The organism is Mycobacterium ostraviense, from assembly GCF_002705925.1.
In the GTDB taxonomy this organism is placed as follows: domain Bacteria; phylum Actinomycetota; class Actinomycetes; order Mycobacteriales; family Mycobacteriaceae; genus Mycobacterium; species Mycobacterium ostraviense.
In genome coordinates this window covers 1,061,078-1,079,283 of sequence record NZ_NKRE01000001.1, presented here as the reverse complement: position 1 = coordinate 1,079,283, position 18,206 = coordinate 1,061,078, and the positions used below count along the sequence as shown (strand labels likewise).

Genomic DNA, 18,206 nt, shown 5'->3' with positions numbered 1-18,206 from the left:
CGCACTTAACTCCCATCGGCTTGTCGGTTTTGATTGTGTGTTGCACCTGCGAATCACTGCCACAGTGCGACTGACCAGCATCGTGGAACCCGCGGGTCTGAGCTGACTAGTCCGCTATGACGAGGAGGCAGCTGTTGCTGTTGAAGCACACCGATGTGCCTATGCTGACCGCCCCCAGAATGAACCCGTTCCCCATACGACTAGTCGGTCTACGTAAGGTAACCACCTCTCGGGACGGGTGCGGGCAGTATTTGGAAAATCCACACTTTCCCCACAGCGTCCGCCAATGCTACCGCCCGCCATCGCACCGTTCCGACCAGCATTAAGCCTTTGTACCAGGCAGTCCGCCGTGAGCCGGGGTGGCAGATGTGACGTTTGATACATCAGTGACAGATGACTAGTGCAGTGAGAGTTGGTATCTCGATTCTGGCACGCTGGTGCCAGCACTTTGGGACCGGCGTCTCGTTGTGACATAGTTCACAGCCTTGCCCGGGGGGTGATGCGCCAGCGGGCGCGCGGCGGTCGGTCGGCCAACCCGGCCCCTGGTCCGGCATACGCCTGCCGATGCGGCATCCGGCCGGCTCCGGCGCCGAGCGGTGGCGAACTTCGGCAGCAAGCGCCAGGAATGACACCGCTGGCGCGTACGGTGCCGGCCAGGTTTGTCGCAGCTAAGCTTGGTGGAGCTGATGGAGCGCGCGATCCTCGATGTCTCCTACGAGTTCTGGCAAATTGTTGTTGAGATAGAAATGATCCCCTGGGAAGACACGGATCGCGAATTCGCCCGTCGTTCGGTCACGCCACGGCTCCATGTCTTCTCGGGTCGTAATCCAATCTTTGTCCCCGATGTATGCATAAATTGGGCACGAGAGTTTTGTCTCCGGCGGACAGGTGTAGCCCGCAATGGCGCGGACGGCTCGCAATGTGGGTAGCACCCCCACCCGAAATTCTTCGTCGGCAAAGAAATCCGGATTAGTGCCGGTCGCCCGGGCTACCAAATCCAGCATCTCGTTATCCGAGAAACCCTGGAGTTGTTTGTATCTGATATGGCCTGGGGCCGACGTGGCCGACACAAACAGTGCGAGGATGCGGTAGCCGGCTGATTGAAACCTCAATGCCACTTCGAAGGCCAGCATTCCGCCCATGCTGTGACCGAAGAAGATCACCGGATCGCCGATCGGCGCGGTCGGCATCATCATCGCAAACACCTCGTCAGCGAGGCCCGGAATGCTTTCCAGCGGCGGCAGGCCGGACCGGTCGTTCTGGCCCGGGTACTGGACAGCTATTCGCTTCAGGCCACCGGAAAACTCGCGCGAGAATGCGACATAGTCTTTTGCGGTTCCACCGGCATGCGGGAAGATATACAGCGTAGGGCTTTTGACGTCGTTCGAGCGGGCGTGCACGGCGCCACCCTACCGTGGCCCACCGAACATGCACATCGACGTCGGCCGACGTCGCCCGACGTCGGCGCCGGGAACCCGAGGGTGGCCATCACGGAGATCGCGCACGAACGCCGCGCCAGCCCGGCCGGCTTCGGGGGTGCGGCGGGTGCAGCCCGCGGTGTCGGCCGAAGCCGGGAAACAGGCCGACACACCGACGTCGCCACCGGCGTCACAGAGATAACAACAGGCACACTGGTAACAACAACGTCATGCAGGGATGCCGGGAGGATATGGCCGTGTACCGAGTCTTTGAAGCGCTCGACGAATTGAGCGCAATTGTCGAAGAAGCCCGCGGCGTGCCGATGACCGCGGGCTGCGTGGTACCACGCGGCGATGTGCTCGAGCTGATCGACGACATCAAGGACGCGATCCCCGGCGAACTCGATGACGCGCAGGACGTGCTCGACGCCCGCGATTCGATGCTGCACGACGCAAAAGCGCATGCCGACTCCATGGTTTCCGCGGCGACCACCGAGGCGGACTCGATGCTGAACCATGCCCGCGCGGAGGCGGACCGGATTCTGTCCGACGCGAAATCCCAGGCCGATCGAATGGTGGGCGAAGCGCGCCAGCACAGTGAGCGGATGGTCGCAGACGCCCGGGAGGAGGCGATGCGCCTTGCCGCCTCAGCCAAACGGGAGTACGAGGCCAGCATCAGCCGGGCCAAGTCCGAATGCGATCGACTGATCGAAAGCGGCAACATCTCCTACGAGAAGGCGGTGCAAGAGGGCATCAAGGAACAGCAGCGCCTGGTGTCGCAGAACGAGGTCGTGCAGGCGGCCACTGCGGAGGCCACCCGCCTCATCGACACGGCGCACGCCGAGTCCGACCGGCTGCGCGGCGAATGCGATGTCTATGTGGACACCAAGCTTGCCGAATTCGAAGAAATGCTCAACGGCACACTGCGCTCCGTCGGACGAGGCCGCCATCAGCTTCGCACCGCTGCCGGCACACACGACTACGCAACGCGCTAGTCGAGTTCCCGCCGCAGGAGGGTCCGCCGCGGCGGTGGGGTTCGGCGCGGCAGGCGGTGGATTCCCGCCAGAGCCCGGCGCGCGCCGTAGGATCTCTCCTATGGCGAGGCAGCACAGCCGTACAGCCCACGGGCGTCTGACCGCGCCGATGGCGATTGACATCGCCCGGCTGGGGCGTCGCCCCGGGGCCATGTTCACCGTGCAGGACACCGTGGACAGCCCCACCCGCATCGGCGTGGAGCTGATTGCCATCCAGCGGGGTGCGCCGCTGGCCCTTGACCTGCGCGTGGAGTCGGTTTCGGAGGGAGTGTTGGTCACCGGGACGGTTACCGCCCCCACGACCGGGGAGTGCTCCCGCTGCCTGACCGCGATACAGGGCCGGGTACGGGTTGCCCTGACCGAACTGTTCGCCTATCCCAACAGCACCACCGCGGCCACCACCGAGGAGGACGAGGTCGGGCACGTCGTCGACGAGAAGATCGATCTCGAACAGTCGATCATCGACGCGGTGGGCCTGGAACTGCCGTTTTCCCCGGTCTGCCGGCCCGACTGCCCCGGGCTATGCCCGCAGTGCGGAGTCGTGCTGGACACCGACCCCGACCATCACCATGACCAGATCGACTCCAGGTGGGCGAAGCTGGCCGACATCGTCACGGCCCGGCGCCCCGGCGCCGCGGATCGAGGTGAGCGGTGACGGCGTCACGGCAGAGTCTGCTCGACGCGCTCGGTGTCGATCTCTCCGATGAACTTCTGTCGCTGGCGTTGACGCACCGCAGCTATGCCTACGAGAACGGCGGGCTGCCGACCAACGAGCGGCTGGAGTTTCTCGGCGACGCGGTCCTGGGGCTGACCATCACCGACGAGCTCTACCACCGCCACCCCGACCGTTCCGAAGGCGACCTGGCCAAACTGCGGGCCAGCGTGGTCAATACCCAAGCGCTGGCCGACGTCGCGCGCAACCTGTCCGACAACGGCCTCGGCGTGCACATGTTGCTGGGCCGCGGCGAGGCCAACACCGGCGGAGCCGACAAGTCCAGCATCCTGGCTGACGGTATGGAATCGCTGCTGGGCGCGATCTACCTGCAGCACGGTATCGAGGTGTCGCGCAAGGTGATCCTGAAGTTGTTCGGGCCGTTGCTGGACGCGGCGGCGACGCTGGGTGCCGGGCTGGACTGGAAGACCAGCCTGCAGGAGCTGACCGCGGCGCGCGGGCTGGGCACCCCGTCCTACCTGGTCACCTCCACCGGCCCGGACCACGACAAGGAGTTCACCGCGGTGGTCGTCGTGCTGGACGCCGAATACGGGTCGGGCATGGGCCGGTCCAAAAAAGAAGCCGAGCAGAAAGCCGCGTCAGCCGCCTATAAGGCGCTCGAAGCATTGGACGTGCTGGACACCGCTGGGAAACCGTCGCTCTAGATGCCCGAACTACCTGAGGTCGAGGTGGTGCGGCGCGGCCTTGCGGCCCACGTGGTGGGCAAGAGGATGACCGCGGTTCGGGTTCATCACCCCCGGGCGGTACGCCGCCACGAGGCCGGACCCGCCGACTTGACGGCGCGGCTGCTGGGCGCGCGAATCACCGGAACCGACCGGCGCGGCAAGTACTTGTGGTTGACGCTGGATAGCCCGAATAACCCCGACAGCGCACTCGTGGTGCACCTGGGCATGAGCGGACAGATGTTGCTGGGGGCAGTCCCGCGCTCCGACCACGTCCGGATCTCCGCCCTGCTCGACGACGGAACCGTGCTGAGCTTTGCCGACCAGCGCACCTTCGGCGGGTGGCTGCTCGCCGACCTGGTGACCGTGGACGGCAACGTGGTGCCGGCGCCGGTCGCCCACCTGGCGCGGGATCCGCTCGACCCACGGTTCGACGCCCATGCCGTCGTTGAGGTGTTGCGGCGCAAACATTCCGAACTGAAGCGCCAGCTCCTGAACCAACAGGTGGTCTCCGGAATCGGCAACATCTACGCCGACGAAGCGCTGTGGCGCGCCAAGGTGAACGGTGCCCGGCTGGCCGCCACTCTGACCCGCCGGCAACTGGGCGCCGTCCTTGATGCCGCCGCCGAGGTGATGCGTGACGCGCTGGCCCAGGGTGGGACCTCGTTCGATTCGCTGTATGTCAATGTCAACGGCGAGTCGGGCTATTTCGACCGATCGCTGGACGCCTACGGCCGCGACGGCCAGAACTGCCGGCGCTGCGGCGCGGTGATTCGCCGGGAGAAGTTCATGAACCGCTCGTCGTTCTACTGTCCGCGATGCCAGCCGCGGCCGCGGCGTTGACGTCGAGATCATCGAGGTCGGCGTCACTGGGCGCAAGGACGCCCGGTCACCAACCGGTACAAAGAAGCCATGACGCAACTGTGGGTCGAACGCACCGGCACTCGCCGCTATACGGGATACAGCTCGCGCGGAGCGCAGGTGCTCGTGGGCTCCGAAGACGTCGACGGGGTGTTCACCCCCGGTGAGCTGATGAAGATCGCGCTGGCCGCCTGCAGCGGCATGTCCAGTGATCAGCCGCTGGCCCGTCGCCTGGGCGACGACTACCAGGCGGTGATCAAGGTATCGGGTGCGGCCGACCGTGACCAGGAGCGCTATCCGTTGCTCGAGGAAACCCTGGAGCTCGACCTGTCGGGACTGGCCGCCGAGGAGAAGGAGCGCCTGCTGTTGGTCGTCGACCGGGCCATCGACCTGGTGTGCACCGTCGGGCGCACCTTGAAGTCGGGCACCACCGTCAACGTCGAGGTCGCCGATGTCGGCTGCTGAGGTGCGGCTGACCGCCTGGGTGCACGGGCGGGTCCAGGGCGTCGGTTTCCGCTGGTGGACCCGCTGCCGGGCGCTGGAGCTGGGCCTGACCGGCTACGCGGCCAACCAGGCTGACGGCCGCGTGCTGGTGGTCGCCCAGGGGCCGCGTGAGTCCGGGGAGCAGTTGCTGCGGCTGCTGCGGGGCCGCGCCACCCCTGGTCGCGTTGACAAGGTGGTCGCCGACTGGTCGGAGGCGTCGGAGCGGATCGCCGGGTTCAGCGAGCGGTAATCTGGCTGCTCGTGTACCTCAAGAGTCTGACGCTGAAGGGCTTCAAATCCTTCGCCGCGGCGACGACTCTGCGGTTCGAGCCGGGTATCACCGCCGTCGTCGGCCCGAACGGATCCGGCAAGTCCAACGTGGTCGACGCGCTCGCGTGGGTGATGGGCGAGCAAGGGGCCAAGACCCTGCGCGGCGGCAAGATGGAAGACGTCATCTTCGCCGGCACCTCGTCGCGTGCCCCGCTGGGCCGGGCCGAAGTCACCGTCACCATCGACAACTCCGACAACGCGCTGCCGATCGAGTACACCGAGGTGTCGATCACCCGGCGGATGTTTCGCGACGGCGCGAGCGAATACGAAATCAACGGCAGCAGTTGCCGTTTGATGGACGTGCAGGAGCTGTTGAGCGACTCCGGCATCGGCCGCGAGATGCATGTGATCGTCGGGCAGGGCAAGCTCGACGAGATCCTGCAGTCGCGGCCCGAGGAGCGCCGGGCCTTCATCGAAGAAGCCGCGGGCGTGCTCAAACATCGCAAGCGCAAAGAGAAGGCGCTGCGCAAACTGGACGCGATGGCGGCGAACCTGGCCCGGCTCACCGATTTGACCACCGAGCTGCGGCGCCAGCTCAAGCCGCTGGGCCGGCAAGCCGAAGTCGCCCGGCGTGCGGCAACCATCCAGGCCGACCTGCGCGACGCCCGGCTGCGGCTGGCCGCCGACGACCTGGTCGGCCGGCGCGCCGAGCGCGCAGCGATCTTGGACGCCGAGAACGCGATGCGCCGCGAACATGACCAGGCCGCCGTGCGGCTGTGGGTGGCTGCCGAGGAGCTGGCCGCGCACGAGGCCGCGCTGACCGAGCTCTCCCAACGGGCCGAGGCGGTACAGCACGCCTGGTTCGGCCTTTCCGCCCTGGCCGAGCGGGTGGGCGCGACGGTACGCATCGCCAGCGAGCGCGCTCAGCATCTCGACGTCGAGCCGTTGACCAGCGCCGACACCGACCCCAGGAAACCCGAGGAGCTGGAAGCCGAGGCCGAGCAGGTGGCCGCCGCCGAACAGCAGCTGTTGGCGGAGCTGGCCGCCGCGCGCACCCGGCTGGAGGCCGCCCGCGCGGAGCTGGCCGAGCGGGAGCGTCAAGCGGCCGAGGCCGACCGCGCCCATCTGGCGGCGGTGCGGGCGGAGGCCGACCGGCGCGAGGGCCTGGCGCGGCTTGCCGGGCAGGTGGAAACCATGCGGGCACGCGTGGAGTCGATCGACGACAGCGTCACGCGGCTGTCCGAGCGGATCGAAGAGGCCGCCGCGCGTGCCCAGCAGGCTCGCGCGGAATTCGAAGCCGTGCAGGGCCGCGTCGGCGAATTGGACCAGGGCGAGGTCGGTCTGGACGAGCAGCACGAGCGGACGGTGGCCGCCTTGCGGCTCGCCGACCAGCGGGTGGCCGAACTCCAGGTCGCCGAACGTGACGCCGAACGCCGGGTGGCGTCGCTGCGGGCCCGCATCGACGCCCTCTCGGTGGGACTGGACCGCAAGGACGGCGCGGCGTGGCTTGCCCGTAACCATGGCGGCGCGGGAGTTCTCGGGCCGATCGCCCAGCTCGTCAAGGTCCGCCCGGGTTATGAGGCCGCACTGGCAGCGGTGCTGGGAGCCGCGGCCGACGCGCTGGCCGTCGACGGCCCCGGCGCGGCTCGCGCCGCGGTCAGCGCGCTCAAGGAGGCCGACGGCGGCCGGGCGGCGCTGGTGTTGAGTGACTGGCCGGCCCCGGACAACCCGGCCCCGGAGTTATCCGGCGGCGCGCGGTGGGCACTGGACCTGATCGAGGCGCCGCCGCGATTGCGCGGGGCGATCACCGCGATGCTTTCGGGCGTCGCGGTGGTCAACGACCTGGCCGAAGCGCTGAATCTGGTGGCGGTTCGGCCCCAGCTGCGGGCCGTCACCCTGGACGGTGACCTGGTGGGAGCCGGCTGGGTGAGCGGCGGGTCCGACCGCAAGCCAAGCACGCTGGAGATCACCTCCGAAATCGACAAGGCCCGCAGCGACCTGGCCGCGGCCGATGCGCAGGTGGCTCACCTCAGCGCGGCGCTGTCCGGCGCACTGACCGAACAAGCGGCTCGCCAGGACTCGGCCGACCAGGCGCTGGCCGCGCTCAACGAATCCGACGCCACCATTTCGGCGACCTACGAGCAGCTGGGCCGGCTCGGTCAGGACGCGCGCGCGGCCGAGGAAGAGTGGACCAGGCTGCTGCGGCAGCGCGAGGAACTGGAAGCCGGGCGGGCGCAGACGCTCGAGGAGGTCATCGAGCTCGAGACCAGGCTGCGCAACGCCCAACAGACCCAACACGTGCAGGCGGCCGAGCCCAGCACGGCAGCAGCCAGGCAGGCGATCGCGGCTGCGACCGACAGTGCGCGGGCCGTTGAAGTGGAGGCGCGATTGGCGGTGCGGACCGCCGAGGAACGCGCCAATGTCGTTCGGGGAAAGGCAGATTCGCTGCGCCGCGCGGCTGCGGCCGAACGGGAGGCGCGGCTGCGGGCCCAGCAGGCGCTGGAAGCGCGCCTGCGCTCGGCCGCGGTGGCCGCGGCCGTCGCCGAATCCGGGCGGCTGTTGGCGTGGCGGTTGAACCGGGTGGTGGACGCGGCGTCGCAACTTCGTGACGAGCTCGCCGCCGAACGCCGGCAGCGGTTGGCGGCCATGGCGGCGGTTCGCGAAGAGACCAACACGTTGAGCGCGCGGGTGGCGAAGCTGACCGATTCGCTGCACCGTGACGAGGTGGCAGATGCCCAGGCGGCAATGCGAATCGAGCAGCTCGAACACATGGTGCTGGAGCAGTTCGGGATGGCGCCGGCCGATTTGATCGCCGAGTACGGTCCCGAGGTGCCGCTGCCACCCACCGAGCTGGAGATGGCCGAGTTCGAGCAGGCCCGCGAACGCGGCGAGCAGGTGGTCGCGCCCGCCCCGATGCCGTTCGACCGCGCTACCCAGGAGCGCCGGGCCAAACGCGCCGAGCGTGACCTGGCCGAACTCGGCAGGGTCAATCCGCTGGCCCTCGAGGAGTTCGCGGCGCTGGAGGAGCGCTACAACTTCCTGTCCACCCAACTCGAGGACGTCAAGGCCGCCCGCAAGGACCTGCTTGACGTCGTCGCCGACGTCGACGCCCGCATCCTGCAGGTTTTCAGCGACGCGTTCGTCGACGTGGAACGCGAATTCCGGGTCGTTTTCGGCTCGCTGTTCCCCGGCGGCGAAGGCCGGCTACGGCTGACTGCGCCCGACGACATGCTGACCACCGGCATCGAAGTGGAAGCCCGTCCGCCGGGTAAGAAGGTCACCCGGCTGTCGTTGCTGTCGGGTGGGGAGAAGGCGCTGACCGCGGTCGCGATGCTGGTGGCGATCTTTCGGGCGCGCCCATCGCCGTTCTACATCATGGACGAGGTGGAGGCCGCTCTGGACGACACCAACCTGCGCCGGCTGCTCGGCCTGTTCGAACAACTGCGCGACCGGTCTCAGCTCATCATCATCACGCACCAGAAGCCGACGATGGAAGTCGCGGACGCCCTCTACGGCGTGACCATGCAAGGTGATGGCATCACCGCCGTGATCTCGCAGCGAATGCGGGGTCAGCAGCTGGATGCGCTGGTCGCCAATTCTTCTTGACGGTGACCCGTAGCGTGGGGCCCGGGCGCCCCGGTAAGCCCCTGGAGGGATGTCCCCCTGGAAGGATGTCAGTGTGTCGGAAGGTCTATGGATCGCCATTGCGGTCGTCACCGCCCTGGTCGTCATCGCCGCGCTGGTCATCGGCCTGGTGCGCTACCGCCGTCGCCGGATCCGCCTGTCGACCCAGCCGAAGCCTGGCGTAATCGACCGTTCGGGCGGCTACACCGCATCGTCCGGCATCACCTTCAGCCAGACGCCGTCGGCTGTCGAGACCGTCGAACCGGCCGATCGGATCGACACCAGCGGACTACCCGCAGTCGGCGACGATGCGACCGTCCCGCGCGACGCGGTCAAACGCACCATCTCCGATGTCCATCTCCCCGAAGTCGAGCCCGAACCCGAGACCTTTGCGCCGCCGGTGGCGCCGGAAATCGAGGCGATCGAGCCGCCGGAAGGGCGGTTGGAGCGGCTGCGCGGGCGGCTCGCCAAGTCGCAGAACGCCTTCGGCCGCAGCATGCTGGGTTTGCTCGGCGGCGGCGACCTGGACGAGGACTCCTGGCAGGACGTCGAGGACACCTTGCTGGTCGCCGACCTGGGCCCGGTGGTCACGGCATCGGTGGTGTCGCAGCTGCGCAGCCGGCTGGCCAGCGCCAATGTGCGTTCCGAGGCTGATGCCCGGGCCGTGCTACGAGACGTCCTCGTCAAAGAACTGCAGCCGGCCATGGACCGCTCGATCCGGGCGCTGCCGCACGCCGACCATCCCTCGGTGCTGCTGGTCGTGGGTGTCAACGGCACCGGAAAGACCACCACCGTCGGTAAGTTGGCGCGGGTGCTGGTGGCCGACGGCCGTCGCGTCGTGCTCGGCGCGGCCGACACCTTCCGGGCCGCGGCGGCCGATCAACTGCAGACCTGGGCGGCCCGGGTGGGTGCGGAGGTGGTGCGCGGGGCCGAAGGCGCCGACCCGGCATCGGTGGCCTTCGATGCCGTCGACAAGGGCATCGCCCACGGCGCCGACGTCGTGCTCATCGACACCGCCGGCCGGCTGCACACCAAGGTCGGGTTGATGGACGAACTCGGCAAGGTCAAGCGCGTGGTCACCCGCCGCGCGGCGGTCGACGAAGTGCTGCTGGTGCTCGATGCCACGATCGGGCAGAACGGACTGGCGCAGGCCAGGGTTTTCGCCGAAGTCGTCGACATCACCGGCGTGGCGCTCACCAAGCTGGACGGAACGGCCAAGGGCGGCATCGTCTTCCGCGTCCAACAGGAGCTTGGTGTGCCGGTCAAGCTGGTCGGGCTCGGCGAAGGCCCCGACGACCTGGCGCCGTTCGAACCGGCCGCCTTCGTCGACGCCCTGCTCGGCTAGCAGCTCTTACACAGCAGGCTTTACGTTAATCCTCACGAAACATCAGCGCACCATCGCCGCAACAACTACTGCGCATGGTTCTGGATCAGGTCGCCAGTCATAGTCCTGGGGCCCTCCCAACGCTGACTGGAGGTGATAGCGAGTGGACCAATTCCCGATCATGGGCGTGCCCAACACCGGCGATACGGCCTGGATGCTGGCGAGTTCCGCCCTCGTGCTGTTGATGACGCCGGGCCTGGCTTTCTTTTACGGCGGCATGGTGCGCGCCAAGAGCGTGCTGAACATGATCATGATGAGCGTCAGTGCGATGGGCGTCGTCACCGTGCTCTGGGTGCTCTACGGCTACTCGATGGCGTTCGGCGACGACGTCGGCAACATTGCCGGCAACCCGACCGAATACTGGGGCCTGAAGGGCCTGATCGGTGGCAACGCGGTGGCCGCCGATCCCGCGACGCAAACCGCGGCGGTGAATATTCCATTGGCCGGCACCCTGCCGGCCACCGTGTTCGTGGCATTCCAGCTGATGTTCGCGATCATCACGGTTGCCTTGATCTCGGGTGCGGTCGCCGACCGGCTCAAGTTCGGTGCCTGGCTGGCGTTCGCCGGGCTCTGGGCGACCTTTGTCTACTTCCCGGTGGCGCATTGGGTCTTCGCGTTCGACAAGTTCGCCTCCGCGCACGGCGGCTGGATCGCCAACAAGCTGCACGCCATTGACTTCGCCGGGGGCACCGCGGTCCATATCAACGCCGGTGTGGCCGGCCTGATGCTGGCGATCGTGCTGGGCAAGCGCAAGGGCTGGCCCACGACACTGTTCCGGCCGCACAACCTGCCGTTCGTGATGCTCGGGGCCGGGTTGCTGTGGTTCGGCTGGTACGGGTTCAACGCCGGGTCGGCCACCAGCTCCAACGGCGCCGCCGGGTCGACGTTCATCACCACCACCGTCGCCACCGCCGCGGCCATGCTGGGCTGGCTGCTGACCGAACGCATCCGCGACGGCAAGGCCACGACGCTGGGCGCGGCCTCGGGCATTGTCGCCGGACTGGTCGCCATCACCCCGTCCTGTTCGTCGGTCAACGTGTTCGGCGCGTTGGTGGTCGGCGTGGTGGCCGGTGTGCTGTGTGCGCTGGCGGTCGGCCTGAAATTCAAGCTGGGCTTCGACGACTCGCTGGACGTGGTCGGGGTACACCTGGTCGGCGGTCTGGTGGGCACGTTGCTGATCGGTCTGCTGGCCGCTCCCGAGAGCGTGGCCATCAACGGCGTGGCCGGGGTGTCGAAGGGGTTGTTCTACGGCGGCGGGTTCGCCCAGTTGGAACGCCAAGCGGTCGGAGCGTTCAGCGTTCTGGTCTACTCTGGCGTCGTCACGCTTATCTTGGCTCTTATCCTGAAGTACACCATTGGGCTGCGGCTGGGTGCGGAGGCAGAATATGCGGGCATCGACGAGGCTGAGCACGCCGAGAGCGGCTATGATTTCGCGGTCACCAGCGGTTCGGTTCTTCCCCGTTCCGGCCCGGCGCTGGGTTCGCCTAACGGCCAGGAAGAGCGAGTGAGCGAGAAAGTGGAGGCGGAGCCGAGATGAAGCTGATCACCGCGATCGTCAAGCCGTTCACCCTCGACGACGTCAAGGCCAGCCTCGAGGACGCCGGCGTCCTGGGGATGACCGTCAGCGAAATCCAGGGCTATGGACGGCAGAAGGGCCACACCGAGGTCTACCGGGGCGCCGAATACTCGGTCGATTTCGTGCCCAAGGTCCGGGTCGAAGTCGTCGTCGACGATTCCATTGTCGACAAGGTCGTCGACAGCATCGTGCGGGCGGCGCGCACCGGCAAGATCGGCGACGGCAAGGTGTGGGTCAGCCCCGTGGACACCATCGTGCGGGTACGCACCGGTGAACGCGGACCGGACGCGCTGTGAGAGTCGCCGCGCATTGCTGAACCGTTCTGGGACGCGTCGGTCCGACCCGGTATGACCCCCGACCAGCGCGACCAGGCCGTAACCACCTGTCCGGCAAGCGATTTGGTTGCCGCACGGCGCCAATTGCTGTCCGACGACCAGCGGGCACCGCATCCTGCGGAGCTGCGACAGGCCTGGCTGGAGCTGCACGAGTCCTGGCTGATCGCCAAGGCCGCAGAAATCGGGATCACCGACGACAGCGGCTTCGCGATCGTCGGGGTCGGCGGGCTGGGCCGACGCGAACTGCTGCCGCATTCCGACCTGGACCTGCTGCTGGTGCACGACGGCAAGCCTGCCGAGGTGCTCGGAGAGGTCGCCGACAAGCTGTGGTACCCGTTGTGGGACGCCAACATTCGGCTCGACCACAGCGTGCGAACCGTTCCCGACGCGCTGGGCGTGGCCACTTCCGACCTGGTGGCCGCCCTGGGCATGCTGGAAGCCCGTCACATCGCCGGCGACAAGCGACTTTCGGACGGGTTGATTGAAGGCGTGCGGCGGCAATGGCGCAGCGGAATACGTTCGCGCATGGACGAACTCGTCGAAATAACGCATGACCGTTGGTTGCGTTACGGTCGCATCGCCCACCGCGCCGAACCCGACCTCAAATCGGGTCGCGGTGGCCTTCGCGACGTGCAATTGCTCAACGCGCTGGCGATAGCCCAGCTCATCGACCGCCACGGCATGGCCGCTCCGGGCCTGCCGGTAGGTTCGCTGGACGACGCCTACCTCACGCTGCTCAACGTGCGCACCGAACTGCACCGGGTATCGGGCCGCGGACACGATCTGCTGCTGGCCCAGCACGCCGACGACATCAGCGCGGCCCTGCATTTCGGCGACCGCTTCGACCTGGCCCGGATGCTGTCCGGCGCCGGCCGCACCATCGCCTACCAATCCGAAACCGGGCTGCGCACCGCCGCCAACGCGTTGCCGCGGCGGGGCATCTCGGCATTACGGCACCGGCCGAAGCGGCGACCGCTGGACGAGGGCGTCGTCGAGTACGCCAGCGAAATCGTGCTCGCCCGTGACGCTCAACCCGAACGCGATGCCGGACTGACGCTGCGAGTGGCCGCCGCCGCGGCCGACACCGGACTGCCCATCGGCGCCGCGACCTTGAGCCGACTGGCCACCTGCACTCCGGAGCTGCCGACGCCCTGGCCGCGTGAGGTATTGGACGACCTGCTGGTGGTGCTGCTGGCCGGCCCCACCGCGGTGGGGACTATCGAAGCGCTCGACCGCACCGGGTTGTGGGGCCGATTGTTGCCGGAATGGGGCAGTATTCGCGACCTCCCGCCCCGCGATGTCGCCCACAAATGGACCGTGGACCGTCATGTGATCGAGACCGCCATCCATGCCGCGCCGCTGGCCACCCGAGTGGCTCGACCCGATTTGCTGGCGCTTGGTGCACTGCTGCACGACATCGGGAAGGGCAGGGGCGCCGACCACAGTGTCCTCGGCTCCGAAATGGTCATGCAGATCGGCGAGCGGCTGGGTCTGCCGTCCACGGACGTCGATGTGCTCTCGAAGTTGGTCCGTTATCACCTGCTGCTACCCGTCGTAGCCACCCGCAGCGACTTGAACGACCCGAAGACCATCGAGGGCGTATCCGAGGCCCTGGGCGGGGACCCGCAATTACTCGAGGTGCTCCACGCTCTGACGGAAGCCGACTCGAAGGCCACCGGCCCGGGGGTGTGGAGCGACTGGAAGGCGTCGCTGGTCGACAAACTGGTGTCACGCTGCCGGATGGTGATGGCTGGTGAGGCCCTGCCGCAGGCGAAGCCCCTTGCCCCGCACTATCTTTCGCTGGCCACCGATCACGGCGTGCACGTGGAGATCGCGCCCGGTGACAGCGCGCGGATGTACCAGGTGGTGATGGTCGCCCCGGACCAGCCGGGATTGGTCTCCAAAGCCGCTGCCGTGCTGGCGCTGAATTCGCTGGGCGTCCATTCGGCGGCGGTCAACAGCCACGACGGCGTTGCGATCACTGAATTCGTGGTGTCCCCGCTGTTCGGTTCGCCGCCGGCGGCCGAACTGTTGCGCCAGCAGTTCGTCGGTGCCCTCGGCGGCGACGTCGACGTCCTGGCCATGGTGGAAAAGCGGGACAGCGAGGCCAGCAGTTCCGCATCCGAGCGAGCCGGTGAAGTGGTGGCCGGAGTGCCGGTCACGCGTTCGGCCGCGCCGCCGCGCATCCTGTGGCTGGAATCTGCCAGCTCCCGTCAGCTGATCCTGGAGGTTCGTGCCATGGACAGACCGGGATTGCTCGCGCTGCTTACGCACGCTCTGGAGCGCGCGGGCGCAGATATCCGGTGGGCCAAGGTCAACACGTTCGGGTCGACCGCGGCCGACGTTTTCTGCGTGACGGTTCCCGGAGAGTCCGACATACCCGCCGCGGTCGAGCAGCAGCTGTCGGCGGTGCTGGGTACCCCCGCCGACGTGCTGGTCGACGAGCCCGTCGGCGATTGACCCGCCCCCCGGTCAAGCCCGCTCGGAGTTCAACTGGCGCAAGGCTTCGATGCGCGCCTTGAGCTGCTCGCGGGTTGCCGCGGCGATCGGCGGGCCGCCGCAGCGGCGGCGAAGTTCGTTGTGGATCCAGCCGTGCGGCCGGCCGGTGCGGTGATGAGCTATCGCCACCAGGCTGTTGAGCTCGCGGCGCAGCTCGCGGAGTTGGCCGTGGGTGGTGGTTGGCTGGGCGGGGACTGATTGCGCGGCCCCGTGCTGACGCCGGGCCCGCCTTTGCAGCTGCTCGTCTTGGCGGCGGTGCAGCAGCGCGCGCATCTGCTCCGCGTCGAGCAGCCCGGGGATGCCGAGGTAGTCGGCCTCCTCGTCGCTTCCCGCCGGAGTGGCGGTGCCGAACGACGATCCGTCGAAGATGACCTGATCCAATTCGGCGTCGGCTCCCAGTGCGGTGAAGCCGGTTTCGCCCGGTTCGGTTTGTTTCCTGGTGGCGGGATCACCGGTGAGCGGATCGTCGCCGGATTCCCGGTGCGGCTTGCCCAGCACGTGGTTGCGCTGGGCCTCCAGCTCGCTGGCCAGCTGCAGCAGGCTGGGAACCGACGGCAAGAAGATGCTCGCGGTTTCGCCGGGTCGACGTGACCGCACGAACCGGCCAACCGCCTGCGCGAAGAACAGCGGCGTCGAGGCGCCGGTGGCATAGATGCCCACCGACAGGCGAGGCACGTCGACACCTTCGGAAACCATCCGCACGGCGACCAGCCACCGGCTGGTGTTGGAGGCGAATTCCGTAATGCGGGAGGAGGATCCGGGATCGTCGGACAAGACGACGGTGGGCGCTTCGGACGTCAGCTTGGTCAGCAACCCGGCATAGGCTCGGGCCGCCGTCCGGTCCGAGGCGATGATCATGCCGCCGGCGTCGGGCACCTGGGCGCGCAGCTGACGCAGCCGCTGATCGGCGGCCGTGATGACCGCCGGCATCCACTCGCCGGCAGGGTCCAGCGCCGTGCGCCAGGCCCGTGCGGTCTGCTCGGCCGACAACGGCTCACCCAGGCGCGCCTCATGCTCGTCGCCGGCGCTGTCGCGCCAGCGCGCCTGCCCGGAGTAGGCAAGGAACACCACCGGCCGGACCACGCCGTCGGCAAGGGCTTCGGCATAGCCGTAGGTGTGGTCGGCTTGGGAACGCAGCACGCCGTCCCCGTCGGGCGCGTAGCTGACGAACGGGATCGGGCTGTCGTCACTGCGGAACGGTGTGCCCGTCAGGCCGAGACGGCGCGTGGCGTCGCCGAAGGATTCGCGAATCGCGTCGCCCCAGGTCTTGGCGTCGCCGCCGTGGTGGATCTCGTCGAAAACGACCAGGGTCTTGCGTTGTTCGGTGCGCACCCGGTGCAGCGTCGGATGCGCAGCGACCTGGGCGTAGGTGACGACGACCCCGTGGTACTCCGGTGAGGTCCGGGGGTTGGAGTTGGTGAACCTGGGATCCAGGGCCAGCCCGTGCCGTCCCGCGGCCCGTGCCCACTGGATCTTCAGATGTTCGGTGGGCACCACGACGGTGAGCTGCTCGACCGCCCGATGGCTCAGCAATTCGGCCGCGATCCGCAGGGCGAACGTCGTCTTGCCCGATCCGGGGGTGGCCACGGCCAGAAAATCCCGCGGCTGGGCGGCCAGGTACTTCACGATTGCCCGGCGCTGCCAGCCCCGCAACGGCCGACTGCTTTCGCCGTCGGAGTGACTGACCTGCTGCATCGAACACTGCCCCCCCGGATGCTCACCCGCGCGTGGCGGTTCACGTTCACGCCGTCACATGGCTCCGCACGCCCACCCCGACGTGGTGGCATGTTGCGGCACAACACGCGGGGAGCCGTTGTCGGCACACCGGCGGGCGCGACGAAAGTCTTCCGGGTCGGGTCAATGCGGCTGGGCGGCGAGTGTGAAATCTAGCATGGCAACGCTTTTCGGTGCAGTCGCGACATGGGGTCACTTCCGGATCAGCTCGCCGCGTTCCTCGGGCCGACCGCTGCGCTGGTGAGAGGTTTCGCGTCCACATCTCTGAAGCGTGTGTCGGTGTGAAGGCTGGCGGGAGCCCGGTTGCCGGGCACCCGGGCCCCGTCCGAAGATCCTGGTGCGAAGACGAATAACCGGCGAAAATCGGCCTCCGTGATGCGCGCGTTGTCCGTCGCGGCGGTCGTCGCGGCCGTTGCCATCGGGGCGATACCGCCGGCCACCGCGGATTCCGCGTTAATCACCCCGACGGCAGCAGTCCCGAGCCTTTGGGGCTAACCCTGGACTAACCCACGGCTAGCTAGTAGCTAACTACTAATTCTGGCGTATTTACGAGCTACGGGACGATGTCAAGTAGAGCGCCGTACGTAGACAAATAGTACAAAAGTTCAGCTTTAATGAGCGCCGTACAAATACTTTACATTGCAATGATGGGCCCTTTATGACTGGTGGTCGTTGTCATTGATGTTGACAAAGTGCCCACGTCCGTACCGCGGTCGACATATGCTGTTGCGCAATAAAGTGTAGGTCGGAGAAGCACATGGTGATCCCACACAGGTAACACCTGAAAGGTCTTGTGAAAAAGCGCAGTTCGTTGTCATCACCACGAGATCAGCTCACTGCGGTCGGCACGCACCAGAGTTCGCTGTCGCCGCGATGTATCCGTCACCTGGTCCGTGTGATCCAACAGCATCGATGGCGGCTTAAATCTTCGCGAAAAAGTATTAACAAAGCCTTCCCAAATTGCGATAGGTAGCTGTACGCTACGCCCAAAGTGTGCTTGCCCCACCGTAATGGTGCGGATGATATTGCTGAGGTAAAGGAAATCCGCCGATGTCGTACGTAGCAATAGCCCCCGAGACGACAGCGGCGGCGGCCGCGGATCTGAACAGCCTTGGCTCGACACTCAGAGCGGCTAACGCTGCGGCAGCGGTCGGGACGACGCAGCTGCTGCCCGCGGCCGGCGATGAGGTGTCGGTGGCGATCGCGGCGGTGTTTAGCGATTTGGGGCAAGGGTTTCAGGCGGTCAGCGCGCAGACCGCGCTGTTTCATGAGCAATTCGTCCAGCTGTTGAGCGGCGGGGGTTTGTTGTACGCGATGACCGAGGCGGCTAATGCGTCGCCGCTGCAGGTCCTCGAGCAAGACCTTCTCGCCGCAATCAATGCGCCCACCCTTTATTTGTTCCAGCGCCCGTTGATCGGCAACGGCGCCAACGGCGCATTGCCGGGGCAGCCGGGTGCGCCGGGCGGGTTCTTGGTCGGCAACGGCGGTGACGGTGCGGCCGGGGCAGCCGGGCAGGCCGGTGGACAGGGCGGGAGTTCGGGTCTGTTCGGTGCCGGTGGTGCCGGCGGGGCCGGCACGTCCGGTGTGGGCGGC

14 protein-coding genes are annotated in these 18,206 nt (G+C 67.4%); 12 read left to right on the top strand and 2 right to left on the bottom strand.

Going from position 1 to position 18,206, the window contains the following annotated elements:
* Positions 1-668 precede the first annotated feature (668 nt).
* Entirely contained in the window at positions 669-1,400 is a 732-nt protein-coding gene (locus CDN38_RS04855; protein WP_075511429.1) for a thioesterase II family protein, read from the bottom strand.
* Between the two features lie 275 nt (positions 1,401-1,675).
* Between CDN38_RS04855 and sepIVA the strand changes: the two genes are divergently transcribed.
* The 11 genes from sepIVA to CDN38_RS04800 all read left to right on the top strand — a co-directional run bounded on the left by sepIVA (position 1,676) and on the right by CDN38_RS04800 (position 14,840).
* Positions 1,676-2,413, top strand: a complete 738-nt coding sequence (gene sepIVA / locus CDN38_RS04850) for a cell division protein SepIVA (protein ID WP_075511441.1) — start codon at positions 1,676-1,678, stop codon at positions 2,411-2,413.
* A 100-nt stretch (positions 2,414-2,513) separates the two neighbouring features.
* The gene (locus CDN38_RS04845) at positions 2,514-3,107 is read left to right on the top strand and encodes a YceD family protein (protein WP_082277197.1); all 594 of its coding nucleotides are present in this window, start codon (positions 2,514-2,516) and stop codon (positions 3,105-3,107) included.
* Positions 3,104-3,829 carry a ribonuclease III gene (gene rnc, locus CDN38_RS04840; RefSeq protein WP_075511431.1) on the top strand — a complete coding sequence of 242 codons (726 nt, stop codon included), beginning with the start codon at positions 3,104-3,106 and terminating at the stop codon, positions 3,827-3,829. Before CDN38_RS04845 ends, rnc begins: the two co-directional genes overlap by 4 nt.
* Positions 3,830-4,690, top strand: coding sequence for a DNA-formamidopyrimidine glycosylase (gene mutM, locus CDN38_RS04835; RefSeq protein ID WP_075511432.1), 861 nt, complete (start codon positions 3,830-3,832; stop codon positions 4,688-4,690).
* A gap of 69 nt (positions 4,691-4,759) precedes the next feature.
* Positions 4,760-5,173: an OsmC family protein gene (locus CDN38_RS04830; protein WP_075511433.1), complete on the top strand. Its 414-nt coding sequence runs from the start codon at positions 4,760-4,762 to the stop codon at positions 5,171-5,173.
* Positions 5,160-5,441 carry an acylphosphatase gene (locus CDN38_RS04825; RefSeq protein ID WP_075511434.1) on the top strand — a complete coding sequence of 94 codons (282 nt, stop codon included), beginning with the start codon at positions 5,160-5,162 and terminating at the stop codon, positions 5,439-5,441. Before CDN38_RS04830 ends, CDN38_RS04825 begins: the two co-directional genes overlap by 14 nt.
* Positions 5,442-5,452: 11 nt before the next feature.
* Positions 5,453-9,067 carry a chromosome segregation protein SMC gene (gene smc, locus CDN38_RS04820; RefSeq protein WP_075511435.1) on the top strand — a complete coding sequence of 1,205 codons (3,615 nt, stop codon included), beginning with the start codon at positions 5,453-5,455 and terminating at the stop codon, positions 9,065-9,067.
* A gap of 73 nt (positions 9,068-9,140) precedes the next feature.
* Positions 9,141-10,430, top strand: coding sequence for a signal recognition particle-docking protein FtsY (gene ftsY / locus CDN38_RS04815; RefSeq protein WP_075511436.1), 1,290 nt, complete (start codon positions 9,141-9,143; stop codon positions 10,428-10,430).
* A 142-nt stretch (positions 10,431-10,572) separates the two neighbouring features.
* A complete protein-coding gene (locus CDN38_RS04810) occupies positions 10,573-12,006 on the top strand; it encodes an ammonium transporter (RefSeq protein ID WP_099318822.1) in 1,434 nt (477 codons plus the stop codon).
* A complete protein-coding gene (glnB, locus tag CDN38_RS04805) occupies positions 12,003-12,341 on the top strand; it encodes a nitrogen regulatory protein P-II (RefSeq protein ID WP_023372285.1) in 339 nt (112 codons plus the stop codon). The genes CDN38_RS04810 and glnB overlap by 4 nt, the downstream gene beginning before the upstream one ends.
* 51 nt (positions 12,342-12,392) lie before the next feature.
* The gene (locus CDN38_RS04800; protein ID WP_075511437.1) at positions 12,393-14,840 is read left to right on the top strand and encodes a [protein-PII] uridylyltransferase; all 2,448 of its coding nucleotides are present in this window, start codon (positions 12,393-12,395) and stop codon (positions 14,838-14,840) included.
* A 12-nt stretch (positions 14,841-14,852) separates the two neighbouring features.
* Here CDN38_RS04800 and CDN38_RS04795 read toward each other — a convergent pair whose 3' ends face one another.
* The gene (locus CDN38_RS04795) at positions 14,853-16,574 is read right to left on the bottom strand and encodes a DEAD/DEAH box helicase (RefSeq protein ID WP_075511438.1); all 1,722 of its coding nucleotides are present in this window, start codon (positions 16,572-16,574) and stop codon (positions 14,853-14,855) included.
* A gap of 1,089 nt (positions 16,575-17,663) precedes the next feature.
* Here CDN38_RS04795 and CDN38_RS31685 point away from each other — a divergent pair.
* Positions 17,664-18,206, top strand: a 543-nt coding sequence (locus CDN38_RS31685; RefSeq protein WP_180276288.1) for a PE family protein, incomplete at its 3' end; no start/stop codon positions are given.

Bases quoted from the DNA above. Each gene is read 5' to 3' on its own strand.
- CDN38_RS04830 (WP_075511433.1), top strand. From the start codon at position 4,760: ATGACGCAACTGTGGGTCGAACGCACCGGCACTCGCCGCTATACGGGA.
- mutM (WP_075511432.1), top strand. From the start codon at position 3,830: ATGCCCGAACTACCTGAGGTCGAGGTGGTGCGGCGCGGCCTTGCGGCC.
- CDN38_RS04795 (WP_075511438.1), bottom strand. From the start codon at position 16,574: ATGCAGCAGGTCAGTCACTCCGACGGCGAAAGCAGTCGGCCGTTGCGG.
- glnB (WP_023372285.1), top strand. From the start codon at position 12,003: ATGAAGCTGATCACCGCGATCGTCAAGCCGTTCACCCTCGACGACGTC.
- CDN38_RS04800 (WP_075511437.1), top strand. From the start codon at position 12,393: ATGACCCCCGACCAGCGCGACCAGGCCGTAACCACCTGTCCGGCAAGC.
- CDN38_RS04845 (WP_082277197.1), top strand. From the start codon at position 2,514: ATGGCGAGGCAGCACAGCCGTACAGCCCACGGGCGTCTGACCGCGCCG.
- CDN38_RS04825 (WP_075511434.1), top strand. From the start codon at position 5,160: ATGTCGGCTGCTGAGGTGCGGCTGACCGCCTGGGTGCACGGGCGGGTC.